This window comes from Rhodoplanes sp. Z2-YC6860 (assembly GCF_001579845.1).
Lineage (GTDB): Bacteria > Pseudomonadota > Alphaproteobacteria > Rhizobiales > Xanthobacteraceae > Z2-YC6860.
The window spans coordinates 24,401-41,942 of record NZ_CP007440.1; the positions used below are offsets into that span (position 1 = coordinate 24,401).

At 59.4% G+C, this 17,542-nt stretch carries 16 protein-coding genes; 7 read left to right on the forward strand and 9 right to left on the reverse strand.

What is annotated here, in order from left to right; genetic code table 11:
- Positions 1-101: 101 nt before the first annotated feature.
- From RHPLAN_RS00100 to RHPLAN_RS00125, 6 genes are all read right to left on the reverse strand, one after another.
- A complete protein-coding gene (locus RHPLAN_RS00100) occupies positions 102-548 on the reverse strand; it encodes a CBS domain-containing protein (protein ID WP_335341050.1) in 447 nt (148 codons plus the stop codon).
- Positions 545-3,136, reverse strand: coding sequence for a magnesium-translocating P-type ATPase (gene mgtA / locus RHPLAN_RS00105; RefSeq protein WP_198164659.1), 2,592 nt, complete (start codon positions 3,134-3,136; stop codon positions 545-547). Before mgtA ends, RHPLAN_RS00100 begins: the two co-directional genes overlap by 4 nt.
- Positions 3,114-4,979, reverse strand: a complete 1,866-nt coding sequence (locus RHPLAN_RS00110) for a PHA/PHB synthase family protein (protein ID WP_084244065.1) — start codon at positions 4,977-4,979, stop codon at positions 3,114-3,116. Before RHPLAN_RS00110 ends, mgtA begins: the two co-directional genes overlap by 23 nt.
- Positions 4,980-5,271: 292 nt before the next feature.
- A complete protein-coding gene (locus RHPLAN_RS00115) occupies positions 5,272-5,808 on the reverse strand; it encodes an Hsp20/alpha crystallin family protein (RefSeq protein ID WP_068012807.1) in 537 nt (178 codons plus the stop codon).
- A 90-nt stretch (positions 5,809-5,898) separates the two neighbouring features.
- Positions 5,899-6,585 carry a CBS domain-containing protein gene (locus RHPLAN_RS00120; RefSeq protein WP_068012810.1) on the reverse strand — a complete coding sequence of 229 codons (687 nt, stop codon included), beginning with the start codon at positions 6,583-6,585 and terminating at the stop codon, positions 5,899-5,901.
- Between the two features lie 109 nt (positions 6,586-6,694).
- A complete protein-coding gene (locus tag RHPLAN_RS00125; protein WP_068012813.1) occupies positions 6,695-7,054 on the reverse strand; it encodes a hypothetical protein in 360 nt (119 codons plus the stop codon).
- Between the two features lie 163 nt (positions 7,055-7,217).
- Between RHPLAN_RS00125 and RHPLAN_RS00130 the strand changes: the two genes are divergently transcribed.
- The 3 genes from RHPLAN_RS00130 to RHPLAN_RS00140 are packed head-to-tail and all read left to right on the forward strand — an operon-like array spanning position 7,218 to position 10,278.
- Positions 7,218-8,354: an ABC transporter permease gene (locus tag RHPLAN_RS00130; protein WP_068012814.1), complete on the forward strand. Its 1,137-nt coding sequence runs from the start codon at positions 7,218-7,220 to the stop codon at positions 8,352-8,354.
- A 2-nt stretch (positions 8,355-8,356) separates the two neighbouring features.
- The gene (locus RHPLAN_RS00135; RefSeq protein ID WP_068012816.1) at positions 8,357-9,145 is read left to right on the forward strand and encodes an ABC transporter ATP-binding protein; all 789 of its coding nucleotides are present in this window, start codon (positions 8,357-8,359) and stop codon (positions 9,143-9,145) included.
- 5 nt (positions 9,146-9,150) lie between these two features.
- On the forward strand, positions 9,151-10,278 hold the full coding sequence (locus tag RHPLAN_RS00140) for an ABC-type transport auxiliary lipoprotein family protein (RefSeq protein ID WP_068012818.1): 1,128 nt from the start codon (positions 9,151-9,153) through the stop codon (positions 10,276-10,278).
- Positions 10,279-10,295: 17 nt separating this feature from the next.
- Here RHPLAN_RS00140 and RHPLAN_RS00145 read toward each other — a convergent pair whose 3' ends face one another.
- Entirely contained in the window at positions 10,296-11,285 is a 990-nt protein-coding gene (locus RHPLAN_RS00145) for an AraC family transcriptional regulator (protein WP_198164660.1), read from the reverse strand.
- A gap of 324 nt (positions 11,286-11,609) precedes the next feature.
- Between RHPLAN_RS00145 and RHPLAN_RS00150 the strand changes: the two genes are divergently transcribed.
- Genes RHPLAN_RS00150 through RHPLAN_RS38905 form a run of 3 tightly spaced genes read left to right on the forward strand, consistent with a single transcriptional unit; the run spans position 11,610 to position 14,284 of the window.
- Positions 11,610-13,484 (forward strand): methyl-accepting chemotaxis protein, encoded by a 1,875-nt coding sequence (locus RHPLAN_RS00150; RefSeq protein WP_157099967.1) that lies wholly within the window; start codon positions 11,610-11,612, stop codon positions 13,482-13,484.
- Positions 13,485-13,540: 56 nt separating this feature from the next.
- A complete protein-coding gene (locus tag RHPLAN_RS00155; RefSeq protein WP_157099968.1) occupies positions 13,541-13,867 on the forward strand; it encodes a hypothetical protein in 327 nt (108 codons plus the stop codon).
- An 18-nt stretch (positions 13,868-13,885) separates the two neighbouring features.
- Positions 13,886-14,284, forward strand: a complete 399-nt coding sequence (locus tag RHPLAN_RS38905; RefSeq protein WP_157099969.1) for a hypothetical protein — start codon at positions 13,886-13,888, stop codon at positions 14,282-14,284.
- 281 nt (positions 14,285-14,565) lie between these two features.
- On the opposite strand, the gene RHPLAN_RS00160 is transcribed toward RHPLAN_RS38905, so the two are convergent.
- The gene (locus RHPLAN_RS00160; RefSeq protein ID WP_157099970.1) at positions 14,566-15,945 is read right to left on the reverse strand and encodes a sensor histidine kinase; all 1,380 of its coding nucleotides are present in this window, start codon (positions 15,943-15,945) and stop codon (positions 14,566-14,568) included.
- Positions 15,946-16,617 carry a response regulator transcription factor gene (locus tag RHPLAN_RS00165; RefSeq protein WP_068012826.1) on the reverse strand — a complete coding sequence of 224 codons (672 nt, stop codon included), beginning with the start codon at positions 16,615-16,617 and terminating at the stop codon, positions 15,946-15,948.
- 296 nt (positions 16,618-16,913) lie between these two features.
- On the opposite strand from RHPLAN_RS00165, the gene RHPLAN_RS00170 reads away from it, so the two are divergent.
- Entirely contained in the window at positions 16,914-17,534 is a 621-nt protein-coding gene (locus tag RHPLAN_RS00170) for a LysE family translocator (protein ID WP_068012828.1), read from the forward strand.
- Positions 17,535-17,542: the final 8 nt, after the last annotated feature.

Here is a 17,542-nt window from a genome sequence, read left to right on the forward strand (position 1 = left end):
CGTCTCCTTTGATGCATTTTTGGAAGCTTGCACCCTCCGAAGGGAACGATGTTTGATTGAGATCAAATCAGAGCTGCTCTCACTCCCACGACCCAGCTGGTCTATCGGTCTTTCGTGGTCTCCAGCAGAGCCCTCATGATGTCTTCCCGGGAAATCATTCCGACCAGCCGTTTTGCAGAATCCAGAACCGGGAAGCTGCGGGACTTCAGGCTCACCATCAGTTGCAGAACCCGCGGCAGCGGAGTTTCGGGGTCGACCGGAACCAGGGCTTCGGTCATCACATCCGCCACCGTGAGATTCATCAAGTCGTCGAAGTGTGGCACCATCTGATGCGTGGTGAATGCAAAGGCGCGGATGAAATCGAATTTCGTGACAATACCAAGAATCCGGCTGGCTTCGACGACCGGAAAGGCGTTGAAGTCATGCTTCTCAAAAAGCGTTTCGAGTTCGCGCAGCGTGATCTTGCGCTCCACTGTCCGCACCTTCGAGGTCATGTACTCGGCCGTTATGCAGGACAAGAAGCGGTACATCGTGGCGGTTGGGTTCACGGCGGCATCCTTTCCGTTCGGATGAAGGGGGAGCGCGTCGCGAAGCTCTTCGCGGCTTCAGCGGCCAGCAGATACACCGCGGCAATGACGACAATGGCTGTCAGCAACGGCGCGGGCATGGCCGAAAAGCCGAAAAGCCCGCCAATAGGCGTGAGCGCGACCGCGATGGCGACCGCGAGCGCCCCCAGCGAACTCGCGGTCAGCACCCGGCTTGGCTCACCGGAAAGCAAGGGGCCGCTGGTCCTGATGATGAAAATCACCAGTATCTGCGTGGCCGTTGATTCGACGAACCATGCAGTCCGGAACTCCTCGGGCGAGGCGTGAAAAACCTCGATGAGGGTCACGAAGGTGGCAGCATCGAAAATCGACGAGAGCGCACCCATGACGAGCGTAAAACGCAAGATGCCGCCCATATCCCAAGCCTGAGGCTTGGCGATTTCGCGCTGCTCGACGCGATCGAAGGGAATGCCGATTTCGGACAGATCGTAGAGGAAGTTGTTCAGCAGGATCTGCAGCGGCAGAAGCGGCAGGAACGGTAACACCAGCGAAGACAACGCCACCGATAGCATGTTACCGAAGTTGGAGCTGGTGCCCATGCGAACGTACTTGAGAATGTTGGCAAAGGTCCGCCGGCCTTCCTCGACGCCGTCCGCCAGGACCCCAAGGTCCTGATCGAGCAGGATGATGTCTGCCGCGCTTCGCGCCACATCGGTCGCGCTTTCCACCGAAATCCCAATCTCCGCGGCCCGGATGGCCGGCGCATCGTTCACGCCGTCGCCCAGGAAGCCCACGGTGTGTCCACGCAATTGCAGAGCGCGGATGATCCGGGTTTTCTGATCGGGTGAAACGCGAGCAAAAAGATCCGTGTCCTCGACCCGCGCCGCGAGCGCAGCGTCAGTCAATTCTGCGATTTCTGCTCCGGCCAAAAGCCCGTTCGCCGGAATCTTAAGCTCGCCAACGACGTGGCGAACGACCGCCTCGTGGTCGCCCGACACCACCTTGACCCGAACGCCGGCGTTGGCGAGCCGTCTGATCGCATCCGCGGCGCTCTGCTTCGGTGGATCGACGAAAACGCAGTATCCGGCAAACACCAGGTCGATCTCGTCCTCGACATGCAACTCGTGTTGGTCCGTTGGGATCGGCTTCCAGGCCACGCCGAGCAGGCGATAGCCCTGGCTGGCCTGCTGCTCCTGCTGCCGGGTCAACTCCGCCCGACACCGCTCATCGAGCGGTTTGCTGCTGCCATCGCCACGGTCGATCATCGATGACAAGGCAAGGATGCGCTCCGGCGCGCCCTTGACGATCAACATCCGTTCGCTGCCGCTTTCAGCGAGCACTGTCAGAGATCGGCGCTCGAAGTCGAACGGAACCTCGTCCAGTTTTTTCCAGGATTTGATGCGGCCGTCTTTACAATGTTCGACGACTGCCTGATCCAGCGGGCTGCGAATTCCGCTGCTAAAGCTGCTGTTGACCATCGCGAGCGTAAGCGTTCGATCGCTGGCGCGGCCGTCGGTGCCCGTGTGTTCAACAAGGGAAATGCGCGCCTCGGTCAGCGTGCCGGTCTTGTCAGTGCACAGCACATCCATGGCACCGAAGTCGTGAATGGCCGCCAGCCGCTTCACGATCACTGACCGCTTCGACATACGAATGGCACCGCGCGATAATGTCACCGTCATGACCATCGGAAGCAGCTCCGGGGTCAGTCCGACGGCGAGGGCGACGGCAAACAAGAACGTTTCGAGCACCGGACGCCCGAAAGCCAGATGCACGAGCAGAACGAACAGCACCAGGAATACGGTCAGGCGCAGGATCAGCAGACCGAGTCGATGAATGCCGCGTACGAAGGCGCTGGTGGTCTGATCGGCTGCGAGCGCCGCGGCAATGCCGCCAAACCTCGTCGCTCGCCCGGTCGCAACGACGAGCATCATAGCCTCGCCGCTGACCAATGACGTGCCCGCGAAAAGCGCATTGAAAGCATCCGCGGGCGCCATGGCGTCGCAGGAGCCGGCGCGCTTCTCGGTCGGGAACGGCTCGCCGGTCATGAGAGCTTCGTTGGCATGGGCGTTGCGGCTGCTGATGACGATGCCGTCTGCCGGGACCAGGTCACCGGCGCGGAGCTCAACGACGTCGCCGGGCACCACTTGGTCGACCGGGATCGGGATGAACTTGCCGTCGCGGCGAACGTCGGCCCGAATGGCGACCGATCGCTTCAGGGCGTCGGCCGCCATCTCGGCGCGCTGCTCCTGGACCACATCGAGCGTGATCGACATGGTGATGACAATGAAGATGAGGCCGAAGCTTGCGACATCGCCGGTCGCTGCCGATATCGCCGCGGCCACAAGCAGGATAGCCACGAGCGGTTCGGCAAACTTGCGGCCGATCTTCCAGAACAGCCGCTTGTGAGGAACGTCCGCAACGGTGTTAAGGCCGAATTCGGCAAGACGGCCGGCCGCCTCGCTTACGCTCAATCCAGATTCGCTGCTCTTGAGCCGTTCATAAAGAACGCACAGGGCCTGGCACCAAAACACGTCCCCATGGGGAGCGTGTGCCTCAGCTTTCGTCTGCTCAGTCCTGGAGAACGTATGCACCGGGGGCGTCCTGCAGGCTGTCCTGGTTTTGTCCGGGAACTCCCAGCGGAGGTGGCAGCGCAGATGCGCCGGAGTGTTCTCGCAGCCAGCTCGCCCACTGGGGCCACCACGAGCCCTCTTTGCGCGGTGCGCGCATTAGATAGGTGTCAGGATCGATGTAGGCCTCGTCATGTTTGCTGCTCAGCACCTGAAAGCTGCGATCGGTGCGCCCGATTACCGAAACGATGCCGGCATTGTGGCCGCCGGTGGTGAGCAGATATGTGATGCCGTTGCCGGTCTGAAGATGAATCTTGTAGGTCGAGCGCCACGGCGCGACATGATCCCAAACGGTACCGACTGCAAAGATAGGCGCGCGAATATCCGTCAGTACAACAGGTTGACCGCCGGCTCGGAAGCGACCCTCAGCCAAATCATTGTTGAAGAACAAGCGCCGCAGGTATTCCGAATGCATGCGGTAGGGCATTCGCGTCGCATCCGCGTTCCAGGCCATCAGATCGGTCATGGGTGCGCGTTCGCCCATGAGATATTCGTGGATCACCTTCGACCAGATCAGGTCGTTCGAGCGAAGAATCTGGAACGCGCCGGCCATCTGCTTGGCGTCGAGAAAGCCTTGCTCCCACATCATGTCTTCGAGGAAGGACAGCTGGCTTTCATTGATGAACAACATCAGCTCGCCGGCTTCCGTGAAATCCGTCTGTGAGGCGAGCAGCGTGATCGATTTGAGGCGCTCGTCTCCGTCGCGCCCCATGGCGGCGGCCGTGATCGACAGCAGCGTTCCTCCCAGGCAATAGCCAACCGCGTGAATCTGGCGCTCCGGCATGACGGAGCTGATGTGATCCATCGCGGCCATGGGCCCCAACGTACGGTAATCCTCCATGCCGAGGTCGCGGTCTTCAGGACCGGGATTTCGCCAGGAGATCATGAAGACCGTGAACCCTTGATCGACCAGGTACTTTACCAGCGAGTTCTTTGGCGACAGATCGAGGATATAGTACTTCATGATCCAGGCCGGCACGATCAGCACGGGCTCTGGATGGACCTGCGGAGTGGTCGGTGTGTACTGGATCAGCTCGATCAGCCGGTTACGGTAGACGACCTTGCCCGGCGTCGCCGCGACATCACGTCCAACGACGAACCGCTCGGCTCCAATGGGCCGCTTGCCGCTCACGGCGCGCTCCCAGTCCTCGACGAAGTTGTGAAAGCCTCGAATGAGGTTCGCGCCACGCGTCTCGCGCGTGAATCGCAGGACTTCAGGGTTGGTCAGCGGCCAATTCGACGGAGAGATGACATCGAGCAGCTGCCGCGCGACGAATGAAACAATGTTCTCATGCTGCGTCGTGACGCCGCGAATGTCAGTCGTGGCGTTGTGCCACCACTGCTGCTGAAGCAGAAACGCCTGATGCAGCGCGTTGTAGGGCCATCTCTGCCAATCGGGGCCTGCGAAGCGGCGATCCTGCGGCAGCGGAAGGATACATGCCTCGGACGATCCGCGTTCCGTTGCGCAGCATCGCAGATAGCTGTTGAAGCGCAGCGCCTTTCGCGCGGCTTTGTCGATCAGCTGGAGCTGCTTGCCCGGCGAGAACGTCAGGTGCGTCGCCCAATCGAGGTATGCTTCGGTCAGAGCCGCAGGCGAAAGGCCCAGTGTGAAGCGCGCGGCGGCAGCATGGAGCGAGCGGTCGATGATGTCAGAGAGCGCCGTGACGGAATAGGCATCTCGCTCGACGCCGAGGTTCGTCGAAACTGGTTGCGGCTTGGCACTGGCGGCCGCGCTGGATCGATTTGCGCCCGGCTCCCGCTTGGGCACGGGCTCAAGTGATGCAATCGCTGCGGTTTTGGTCTTCATTCGGCCCTGGCTTTTTCACAGCTTTGACCAGAAGGTCGCGGCCTGTCGGCCCATGTTCTTTGCACGCTGCGCTCGTGCACCCGTTGACGCATATCAAGCGAGGGCAATGTGCGGGGCTCAAAGCCCATGAAAGGTGTGCCGCTGAACCGCTTGTCGGCGGCTCAAAAAAGGCCCCGGCATTCGGGAAAAATGCCGGGGCTTTCGCCAAGCAAGGCAGGGGTGGGGTTGAGGTGTGCTTGGCTATCGCTGTCGTTGCCGCTCGGCCACGAACTGAATTACCTGTCCGCGCTCCTCACGCTGCCTTGATCTCAACCTTCTTCGCCGGCTTCTGCGCCTCGACCTTCTTCGGCAGAGCAATGGTCAGAACGCCCTTCTTGAAGCTGGCCTCGATCTTGTCCGCCTCCACGCCTTCCGGGATGGCGAAGGTCCTTTCGAAGGAGCCGAAGTGACGCTCCTGGAGGTAGTAGTCCTTGTTCTTCTCTTCCTTTTCTTCCTTCTTTTCGCCCTTGATGGTCAGGTTGCCGTTGGCGACCTGAACTTCGACGTTCTTTTCGTCGAGGCCCGGCAGATCCGCCGTAATCTCATAGGCGCCATCCTTTTCGGCGATGTCGACGGCCGGTGCGGCGACAGTGAAAGCCGAACGCCACAGCGGCTCCACATTGGTCGACAACTGCCGGAAAGGCGATCGCCAGAAACCGCTGCCGAAGTCGTTGAACAGCCGGTCGACCTCACGGTGCAGGCTCTCCAGCGGATGCCACGGTTGGCGCGCGATGTTCTGCGGTCCTTTGTTCTCGGTCTTCACCGGAACCTTGGTTGCTGTTTCGGTCATGTTTGACGTCCTCCTGTTCACTGACCAAACAAATGCAAAATATCCACGGCGACGCAGAAGCATTTGAGATGGATCAAGCGCTACGAGCGTCTATCCCTCCGCAAGCATCGGCCAGGGACGCATGTTGTCGTTCACGGCGCGCACTCCGGTGATCCCTTCAGCAGCCACCCGGATGGCCTTTCGTTCGGTGTCCGAGCGAGCGACGCCCCATAGGTCCACGACGCCGCCGTTCACGGTGACATTAAGCAGCCCGATGTGGGCCCAGGGTTGCGCCTTGAGATGCGCGAGCAGCTTGCTGCGGATCGTCTCGTCCGCGAGCGACATCTCGAAACGCTTGCCAGCACCGGCGACGGCCTGAATCAGATTCGAGCGACTGACGATGCCGACCAAGTGCCCGTTTTCGACGATTGGCACCCGCTTGATGGCGTGTTTTTCCAGGAGCGAGGCGATTTCATAGAGCGGAGTTTCCGGCGAGGCTGTGACAACGTCGCGCGTCATGACATCAGTCACCTTACGGGCGTGACCCTTGATGTAGTCGGCGGCCATTGCGTCGGTACCCGTGAGCGCCAGCAGCCACCATGGGCTACGTGGTTCGGTGTCGTTCTCATGCCTATGAAGAAGGTCTCCCTCGCTGATGATTCCGACCAACCGCCCTTTCTCGTCGGTGACTGGTAGGGCGCTGATGTGGTGTTTCAGCAGCGTTTGGGCGACATCCTTGACCGATGCGTGCGGGCTCGTCGTAATCACCGGCGCCATCATCACGTCGCGGGCTTTCATGATTTGCTCTCCATGGTGAAATCCTTGGGTTGGACAAACGACATCGCAGAACGGTTGCGGCTGCCTTGACCTGAATCAAACAGGCTTGCTGACCTTAGGGCGGTCGCTTTTAGTCGTGCAGCGTGGGAACGAGCGTCTCTGACACCGCTGCCGTTTCGTCGTCATCGTGTTCGAATTCGATGATCTGCAGCTCAACCGGATCGACCAACAGCATGACCTCGCGGCCCCGGCTATTCTTTGCCATCATCACAAACCATGGAACCACGGAGACTTCGCGGTAGCCGCGCTCTGTGATCATCTTCATCACGTCTTTCAACACAGCATCTCGATCAGCGTCGGTGCCGTTGAGAAATTTTTCGCCAGTCCGCTCGTGGCTCTTTGGTGCTTTGCGGAGATCGCGGGCGCTCGATGAGGACAGCGGCAGTATCAGGGCAAGAGACGCAACAAGAAGGAGACGGAGCATCGGCATTGTCCTCCAGAGGCACGTGCTGCATCGATACTCCGCGAGCACCCCGATCCCTTTGACTTATATCAACTTCTCCGACGTGGCCTCGCCTTGCAGGGTTGAGTCAGATCAAAACCACTGAGCAACCGGCAGCTATGATTGTGAGCGCATCAATAGGATCGCGACCTTGAGCTCCGCCCCCAGCTTGAAACACACGACGGTCAGAGACGAGGCACGACTGGATGCTACCGGCGTCTGGACGGCCGTGACTGCGCAGTCGGCCGAAGCGCTGCTTGGTCGAGCAATCGATCAAATGCGTGGATCACGGGCCTTGACGATAGATATGGCTGCCGTTGAGGAGCTCGACACCTATGGCGCCTGGCTGATCGAGCGGCTGAGCCGCGGTTGCAAAGCGTCCGGGGCGACTGTCAGAACGGCAAACGTGCCGCAGCGCTTCAAAGGATTGTTCGATGCCGTCCATGAGACGTCGAGCGAGCCGCCCGCCGCGCGCAAGCCGGCCAATCCTGTGCTCGCAACTCTGGAGGCCGTCGGCCATGCCGTTCCGCAATTGGCTAACGATTTCATCGTTTTCGCGGAAATGCTCGGCGCGCTCTCTGCCGCTACCCTTCGCGTCATCCTGCATCCCAGCCGGTTCCGGCTGACCTCTGCGGTTCATCACCTGGACCGCGTCGGCTGGCAGGCCATGCCGATCATGCTGCTGATCAGCTTCCTGATTGGAGCGATCATCGCGCAGCAGGGCATCTTCCATTTCCGCAAATTTGGCGCCGATGTTTATGTGGTCGATCTCGTCGGCATCCTGATCTTGCGCGAGATCGGTGTGCTGCTGATCGCCATCATGGTTGCGGGCCGGTCCGGGAGTTCCTACACGGCCGAACTCGGCTCCATGAAGATGCGTGAGGAGATCGACGCACTGCGCACCATGGGCCTCGATCCGGTCGAGGTGCTCATGGTACCGCGGGTGCTGGCGCTGGTTGTCGCGCTGCCGATCCTGGCCTTTCTCGGCTCGCTCGCCGCGCTCTACGGCGGCGGGCTGATCACGTGGCTTTATGGCGGCATGAGTCCGGATATCTTCATCGCGAGACTCCAGGAGGCCGTCTCCGTCACGCATTTCAAGGTTGGCATCATCAAAGCGCCGTTCATGGCGCTGGTAATCGGCATCGTTGCCTGCAGCGAAGGCCTGCGAGTCAAGGGCAGCGCCGAGTCGCTCGGCTTACAGACCACCACGTCGGTCGTGAAATCGATCTTCCTCGTCATTGTGTTGGACGGGCTGTTTGCCGTGTTCTTTGCATCGATCGGAATGTAGCGATGAACATTCAGTCCCGGCCCTTGGCGATCAGTGTTCGCGATCTGGTGGTCGGTTTCGGCTCACAGACGGTGCTCGATCATCTGTCGCTCGATGTCTATCGAGGCGAGATTATCGGATTGGTCGGCGCCTCTGGTGGCGGAAAGTCGGTGCTACTGCGCACCATCATCGGGCTTCTGCCGAAGCGCGGCGGCAAGATCGACGTGCTGAATACCGACTTCGACGCGTCGCTGGACGATGAGCTCCATACGATCGGCCGTCGTTGGGGCATTCTGTTCCAGCAGGGCGCGCTGTTCTCTTCGCTCACGGTTCTGCAGAATGTGCAATTCCCGATGCGGGAGCATCTCGACATCTCGCAAAGCCTCATGGACGAGGTGGCGCTCGCCAAGCTCAAAATGGTTGGACTGAGCGCGGTCGATGCCGGCAAATTTCCATCCGAGCTGTCGGGCGGCATGACCAAGCGCGTCGCGCTTGCTCGCGCGCTCGCGCTGGATCCCGAGATCGTATTCCTCGATGAGCCGACGTCCGGGCTCGATCCGATCGCGGCGGGCGAGTTCGACTCGCTGATCAAGACGCTGCAGCAGACTTTAGGACTCACAGTGTTCATGGTCACGCATGATCTCGATAGCCTGTTCACGGTCTGCAACCGCGTCGCCGCTCTAGCGTCGGGCAAGATCGTCACCATCGGCCCGATGGCGGAGGTACTCGCTTCACCACATCCCTGGGTGCAGGCCTATTTTCGCGGTGCGCGTGGGCTCAAGCGCGGGCAGCCCAGCCCGGAACGGAGTTAGACATCATGGAAACCACCGCCAAATACAGGCTGATGGGCGCGTTCACCTTGGTCGCGATCCTCGGAGTGTTCGGTTTCGTCTATTGGCTCAATCACGGCAGTGGGCTCAGCGAGCGCAGCACGTATCAGATCAAATTCAGCGGGGCCGTGCCGGGTTTGCGTCCTGGAGCGGCTGTGCAGTTCAATGGTATTCGCGTCGGCGAGGTCACAGACCTTCGCCTGGATGCCAAGACCCCGCAGCAGGTCATGGCGACGATTTCCGTCGACCGTGCCACACCGGTACGTGCAGACACTCAGGTCAGTCTCGATTTTCAAGGCCTGATGGGTGTCACCTCCGTCGCGCTCAAGGGCGGTGCGCCGCAATCGCCGAGTCTGCAGGTCGTCGGGGGTTCAGCGCCCTTGCTGGTTGCCGAAGCTGCGGCCGGATCGGACCTGACGGCAACCGCGCGGGACGCGCTTCGCCGTCTCGACGGGATTCTGGCCGACAACTCCGAGTCGTTGCGGGGCACGATCGCCAACCTGAACACCTTCACCGGCGCGTTGGCAAAGAACTCGGACAAGATCGATGGTATTGTCGCGGGCCTGGAACGGATGACGGGCGGCGACAGCGCCAAGTCCTCGGCTGTGTTCCTGGATCTGACCGCACCGCGTAGCTTTCCAGCTTACGATAAAGAAATCACAGGCCAGCTCGCGGTGGGTGAGCCAACCGCGCTCCTCGTGCTCGACACGCAGAAGCTTCTGTTGCGTAGCCTTTCCGGCTCACGCACGCAGATTCAGGGCGGCGCCCAATGGGTCGATAACTTGCCTAAGCTCGTTCAGGCGCGGATCGTTCAGGCAGTCGAAAATGCCACGTCGCCCGGTGGGGTGGCGCGGGCCGCAGACAGCCCTTCTGCCGAGCGCCAATTGCTGATCGAGATCCGCAGCTTTGAGGTGGTGACCACGGAGAAGCCGGTCGCCATGGTGGAATTGGCCGCCAAGCTGGTCGGCGAAGGTGGTCACGTGCTCAATGCGCGGACCTTTGGCGCGACCGCGCTGGCGGATTCGCTCGAAGCCGCTAACGCAGCGGCCGCGCTCGATCAGGCCTTTGGCAAGACTGTTACGCAACTGGCCTACTGGGTGCGCGAGGTTCGGTAACATAGCTGCCCCATCGATCAGCTACCTCGTTTCGCACGAGCCAACGTTACAGATGGCAGTTCGCCAAAGGTTTCCCGATAATCACGGGAAAAATGCCCATGATTGAGGAAGCCACAGGCAAGCGCTACGCCGGTGACACTGGTTTTAAGATCAGGAAACGAGAGCATGGTGCGCGAGTGTTTCAGCCGCACCTTTTTGACGAATACCATCGGTGTATAGCCCCGGGTCTTCTTAAATTCTTTGAAAATGCTTCTCGCGCTTACGCCGGTAAGATTTGCAAGCGCCTCGATCGTGACTGCCGATTTCCAGTTTTCTTCAATGAAGTCCTCAACTGTCCTTACGGTCCGTGAAGTATCGCCCAGTGCGTCAGCTTCGAGCATGTAGCTTAGATTGTGATGGTTGCAGAAGAGAAACATCATCGTGATGCTTTGCTGCAACTCATCCAAAATCAAGGGGGGCAGCAGTGTGCCAGCGACGTTGAGCTGCGTTGCAAGTCCAAGAACCGAATATAGCATCGCCCGAAATCTCGGATCCTCTGGTTTGCTGGGATTTCGAAAATCGAGCGGCTTAGTTTTCGCCAAGCCGAGCAGAGATTTGAGTTTTGAGTCAAGAAATTCTGTCTCAACACGCAGAACTAGTTGACGATACGACTCGCTGAAATCGACAGCGGTTTGGACGTTGCTGGGGATTATGAAAGAACCGCCAGCGCCGAATTGTCCAATGCTGCGATAGAGTTTTGTTTTCGCGCTACCGTGCAGGCAGAACTGCTGCCTGACAGCTGTTGTTTCCGGAAACGCGATCTTTACGTCGGCATCATACGAGCAAAAAGAGATGCCGATATGTTTTAGCTGAGCGTGATTGCCTCGGGCAGCAAAGCTCGCCGCACGGTTCGAGGTGTCGAAGGATCGAGCGCCAAAACGATACAGCAGGGCATTCCGCATTTCTTCGGGATCATTCGTCTCGAATATCGGAAATGCTTCGAGATAAGTCTCTGCGCCAGCTTCCACGTCTCCCCCCATTCGCCGCCACTCAATATGCGACTCATCGCTCAATAAGCGCACCGAATCGGCGTTCGCTGAGCGAGCGAGCGCTCAGAGGTCTAACAGAAAATTTCCGTTGAATAGATATTCGATCCCCGACGGCAGGGCATGAATTCACGACAAACGGTCGCTTCGGAGCTCGTCAATGCAACCGCGCGTCATACTTGTCGCGCCGCTCGTTCATCAGTTGAAGAATTGCGTTAGCCAATCCGGTACCCACGAAGCCGCGGCAAAATTCGCTTCGATTGCCAATGCACCAGGCGCCCATCGCGGGCCTGAGGAGAGGACTCCATGAACTGGCTTAAACTTAAAGCGGCCTCGACACGCGCATCAAAATCAGCCCAGCCGGATGACATTCGCAACATGCTTGCCGACGTGCCCAACAAGGTCTCGGCGGCCTTGATGATGGTCGATCGCGAGTTCGTGGTTAGATACGCGAACGAACCGACCAGGAGCCTGCTGCGTACCAACGCCGAGCACTTTCGCAAGCTCTGGCCAAGCTTCAATCCCGAGGCCATCGTCGGCACATGCATCGATACCTTTCATAAAAATCCCCACCACCAACGGGCTTTGCTTGCCGATCCCACACGTCTGCCTTTCAAAACCGAGATTCCAGTCGGTCCACTGAAGATCCAATTGCTCGTCAATGGCTGCTTTGATCCCGACGGGAAGCTCGTCGGACATATTCTCGAATGGCAGGACGTGACAAGCCAGCGCCTGAACCAAGGCATGCTCAATGCGATCAATCGCGCGCAAGCGGTGATCGAGTTCTCGCTCGATGGCACAATCCGCAATGCCAACGACAACTTCCTCAATGCGCTGGGTTACGGCCTTGACGAGATTAAAGGCAAGCATCACAGCATGTTTGTCGAGCCCGCCTATCGCGAAAGCACAGAATACCGGGCGTTCTGGGACAAGCTCGGCCGTGGCGAATTCGATGCCGGGCAATACAAGCGCATTGGCAAGGGCGGCCGCGAGATCTGGATCCAGGCCAGCTACAATCCGATCCTCGATTCCGCCGGCAAGCCGTTCATGGTCGTCAAATACGCGACCGACGTGACCGAGCAGGTCAAAGCCAATCGCATGCTTTTACTTGCCGTACGGCAGACACAGGACATCGTCAAAGCAGCAGGCGACAACGATCTCACCCACCGCGTAGCACTCGAAGGAAAATCGGGCGAAATTGCTGCACTATGCGCCGGTGTGAACGGCCTTTTGGACACGATGACGTCGGTCGTTGCGGAGTTCAAGGAAGCATCCCGCGAGATCGCCAATGCCTCTAGCGAGATCACCACGGCCACGACAGACCTGTCGCAACGGACCGAGGAGCAGGCTGCAAGTCTCGAACAGACATCGGCATCGATGGAGCAAATCTCAGCGACCGTGAAGAAGAATGCCGACAGCGCGCATCAGGCCAGCACGTCGGCGGCGGCGGCACGGGACGTCGCGAGCCGCGGCGGTGAGGTCGTCGCCCAGGCTGTCACGGCCATGTCGCAGATCGAGGACTCATCCCGCAAGATCGCCGACATCATCGGCGTCATCGACGAGATCGCGCGCCAGACCAACCTGCTGGCGCTCAATGCCGCGGTGGAGGCCGCACGTGCGGGCGACGCCGGCCGCGGTTTCGCCGTGGTCGCTTCCGAAGTCCGCAGCCTTGCGCAGCGGTCGTCACAGGCGGCGAAAGATATCAAGGACCTCATTACCAACTCCAACAGCAAGGTCAAAGACGGCGTTCATCTGGTGAATCGGGCGGGCGAGTCGCTGGCCGAGATCGTGAGCTCGATCCGCGAGGTCGCGACCATCGTGGCTGACATCGCAAACGCAAGTGCCGAACAGGCCGGCGGCATCGAGCAGGTCAACAAGGCACTCAGCCAGATGGACGAGGTCACGCAGCAGAACTCGGCGCTTGTCGAGGAAAACGCAGCCACGGCCAAAAACCTGGAGGAACGGGCGCGCGCGATCGACCGGCAAGCCGGCTCTTTCAAAACCGAGACGCAAGAGCAGGACTCGCCTGCCCATCCAAATCGATTCGCCGCGCGGCCTGGCGCTCCCGTCCGTGCGCCGGCCGTGTCTCGGGAGCGGGGCGGCGAGCAAAGCCCGGTTCGGCGTATGCAGAGAAAACTCGCAAAAGCCGTGAATTCCGATGCCGAGTGGGAAGAGTTCTGATTTTAGCCCACTCTCGTCCCGAAAACATGAAACGCAGCCCTGCAGAAGGATCAATCGTGTCTACAACACCAAAAAACAATGTGGTGCAGCTTGAGCGTGGTGGATGTGAGCTGCAAGGATTTGAGGCGCTTGCGTTGTACTCGCAGTTGATCGCCCGCAACATCGGTGTGATGCGGGCGCTCGTGCCGAAGCTTGCGTCAGCGATTGCAGCGCACGAAAGGAACCTCTTTGACGCTCAGGGCGCAATGCCATCCAACGTGAGCTGGCAGCCAATCGTTGAAGGGGCTTCAGACCGGCGTGAGCAGCGCAACGATCGTGTGCAATCTCAAACGACCACTGATTGCGGCAAAGCCGCAGACCTTCACCTGGTCCACCCGCGATAGAAGGCCCGATCTGTTGTCATGTCTGAATCGTTCGTCTTTTCCAGGAAATTCGCTGGTGCTTGGTTCGTCGAAAGCAGCAATCGTGGGACTTCGGGTCCCTATCTTTCAGGCCTTCTGGCATTCAAGGTTGCCGTCATCGAATACGTCGCAGCGAAAAAGCGAGCACCAGTAGAATTTTTTGTCCTGGATGATCGAGGCAGTCCGCACGTTTGTAGATTGATTGAGAATAAACTGAGCACGCACCGCTGCCTAAGCTGCGAAAGCACCTGGATGACAGGGACTCGCACCCTCCATGCAACCTGTCCGCTTTGGGCCGCTCTTCGCGGTTCGAGAATTCCGGAAGGAGTTGCCCGTCGCGAGCGCGAGACCCTCAAATTAAAAACCCCGGCGCTAGGCCGGGGCTTTCAAGGTTTCTGACGACTAAGCCGTCTTATCGACGATTTGGCCGGTTCCTGGTGCTGGAGCCGCTTGGACCGGCGCCTTCACGCCCGCGTCATCTGAGTCACCGTCATGATCCGGGCCAGCACCTTCGGCCCGTTCACTTGAGATCGGCATGACAGGTGCCGAGCCCACAGCAGATATACTCATGCTCATTGTCCTTCGAGTCGATGCAACAATGCGAGTCTCACAGCCAAAGCCTAATATTTCGCCTTGGATAGCTGACGTGAGGCTGACGGCGATCCTACGAAAATCCAGGTTCAGCGAGCGTTAGATGTTGCCAGCTCGAAATATGAATCGGTCCGAAATGCCAACGTGAAGGCAGCGCCGCCGCCGGGCGCGTCGGCGACCGAAATCGATCCGCCGGCACCTGTCATGATTCGGCTGACGATCGCCAGCCCGAGACCCGCGCCATGACCTTGCCGATCACCTTTCCAGAACCTCTCGAAGATTTTCTCTCGCGCCTCCACGGGTATGCCTTGCCCCGTATCGATCACTTCGATTGCCGGCGCATCGGTCACCCGCACGGTAACTTTTGTGCCGGTGGAGGTGTGCGAAATGGCGTTCTCGATCAGATTGCTGAGAGCGGCCGAAAGTGCGTGGTTGGTTCCGCGAACCAGTACGTCACCCGGGCTGTGAATCACCTCAAGATGCTTGCCGGACGAAATCGCAAGGGGGGCGAGATTGGCCGCCACCTCGGTTGCCAAGCCGTTCAACTCGACCGTCTGATCGCCCGCCGCGAGATCGGTATCGAGCCGCGCAACCAGAAGAAGCTGCGAGACAATACGGCTCATCAGTTCGACATCCAGACGGAGCTTTGACGCCGTCTGCTGATCGGGCATGGCATCGATATTCGCTGTCAAGACTGCCAGCGGCGTTCGCAACTGGTGCGCCGCATTGGCGTTGAATTCGCGCTGGTGGATCAGCCCGTTGTCGAGCCGCTCAAGCGCCGAATTGATCGCCTTCACGAGAGGACTGACCTCTTGGGGCACATTCGCGGTCGGCAATCGGACGCCGACCTTCTTGGGATCGATGCTTTCCGCAATCGACGAGATCCTGATGAGCGGACGCAGCGACCGTTTCACCACGACAACGCTTACGCCGAGCAGAGCAGCGAGAAAGGGAAATTGAAGCCAGCCTCCATCGGTGAGGAATTCCTCCATAACTGACGCGCTGAGAAATTGCGATTCAGCCGTGGTCTGCTCCACCTGAGTGATGAAGGTGCGGTCGCCGACCGTTGCCTTTACGGCAGCGCCAAATGTCTGGAGCGGCCCCGACCCATCCGGATCGTAGTGATACATCGCATGGGGGTGACCTTTGAACACCGGCAGTGGACTGACGCTCGGCCCAGAGGTGAAGATCAGCGTCCCACGCCCGTCGCGGACGGTGTAGTGATAGGTGCTGGCCGAGTTGTTGTAGGCCTCGGCCAAACGTGCCGGCAGGGTAAGGTCTGGATTGCCGTTGCTATCAATGACGAGGAAGGCTGAGATGTCCTTGGCCTGCTCCAGCAGGGTCCGTTCTCGCAGTGAGGCCGCTGTTGATCGGGCTTTAAGATAGAGCCAGCCATATTCGCATATTGCGGCCAGTACCGTCGTGACTGCCAAGCTGATGACGATGCGACGCGAAATCGAGGGAGCCACCTATTTCTCCTTCAACAAGTAGCCAATGCCGCGAAGCGCATGCACCGTGCAATCCGCACCCGCTTGCTGCAACCTTTTACGCAGGCGCGACACCACGGCTTCGACGGCGTTGGGATTGACGTCACGTGCCAGCCCGTAAAGTGCATCTTCGAGACTTGCCTTGGAGACCACGCCGCCAGAGCGCCGCATCATCAGTTCGAGCGCGACGATCTCCCGTTGAGATATCGTGATGGTTTTGCCGTTGACCTTGACCTCGCGTGCCGAAGTGTCAAAGGCAAGGTTGCCGACTTCCAAGACCGTGCCGAGCGCCCGGCCAGGTCGGCGCAGCAGGGCTCGGAGCCGGGCCGCCAATTCCTTCATGGCAAAGGGCTTGAGGACATAATCGTCAGCGCCGCGATCGAGGCCCGCGACGCGCTCATCGACGCCATCCCGCGCTGTAAGGATCAGTACAGGCGTAACTTTGTCAGCGATGCGGATTTCGCTCAGCAGATCGATGCCATCCCGATCCGGCAGGCCTAGATCCAGAATGATGGCGTCATAGGCGACATGTTTCTTTGCCGCGAGACCATCCCCAGCCGCCGCGAATGCATCGACCCCAAAGCCAAATCCTGCCAGCCCATCGATAATCGACTTGGCCAGGCGCTTGTGATCTTCGACCAGCAAAATCCGCATCGAGTAGCTGCCTGCCCCGAGGTGGCGAGCGACTCAGCGCTGCCCTGCCAGCCGCCGCGAGGTTAATCGCAATGGACGCCAAATTGCTACATTTTAGCTGACGCGAAACTGACGCGAAGCTGACGTTAGCAGCAGTGGCGCGTGCGGATTTGATCTTGCTCAAAGGTGCAACAACTCAGGGCGGACCTCTCCGTTGATCCATCTCATCGGACGCACGTTGGACAAGGAGTACGAGCTTAACTCGCATGGTTGAGACGTTGTGGAACAGCAAGCCGCGGTCACGCTGGAGAATTTGAATGGATATTGGTGCGTACCTCGTGACGGTTTTGCTGCTCGAACTCACCCCAGGGCCGAACATGGCTTACCTCGCCACACTTGCTCTCTCTCGGGGGCAAGTAGCGGGTCTAATCGCGACGAGTGGTGTCGCTTTGGGCCTTGCGCTGCATGCAATAGTAGCCGCGTTTGGAGCTGGGTTAGTTGTTCAGCAATATCCGGTTTTGTACGACCTTCTGCGATGGATTGGTGTTGGCTATCTGCTCTATCTCTCTTGGCGGGGTTGGCGAGGGGAAACAGAACTGTCTTCGGAGCAGGCAGACCTCACCCCGCTTGTCGCTCGATTGTTTTTGCGTGGATTTCTATCAAACGTATTCAATCCGAAATCTGTTCTCTTCTTTGTTTCGGTGCTCCCGGCTTTTGTTGCGCCGGAGGCTGGCTTGGCGTCCATTCCTACTCAGATGGCCTTTTTAGGCATCCTCTATGTAGCCATCGCAACGACGATACACAGCGCGATTGTGCTGCTAGCCGGCTGGGTGGGGGCTTGGGTTGTGGGAGGTTCAAGTCAACAAACTGTTCGCCGCATTCTTTCGGTCGTGCTCGCCTTTGTCGCTGTCTGGCTTGCCTGGGCTACGGCGCGTTAGCCCGCGGA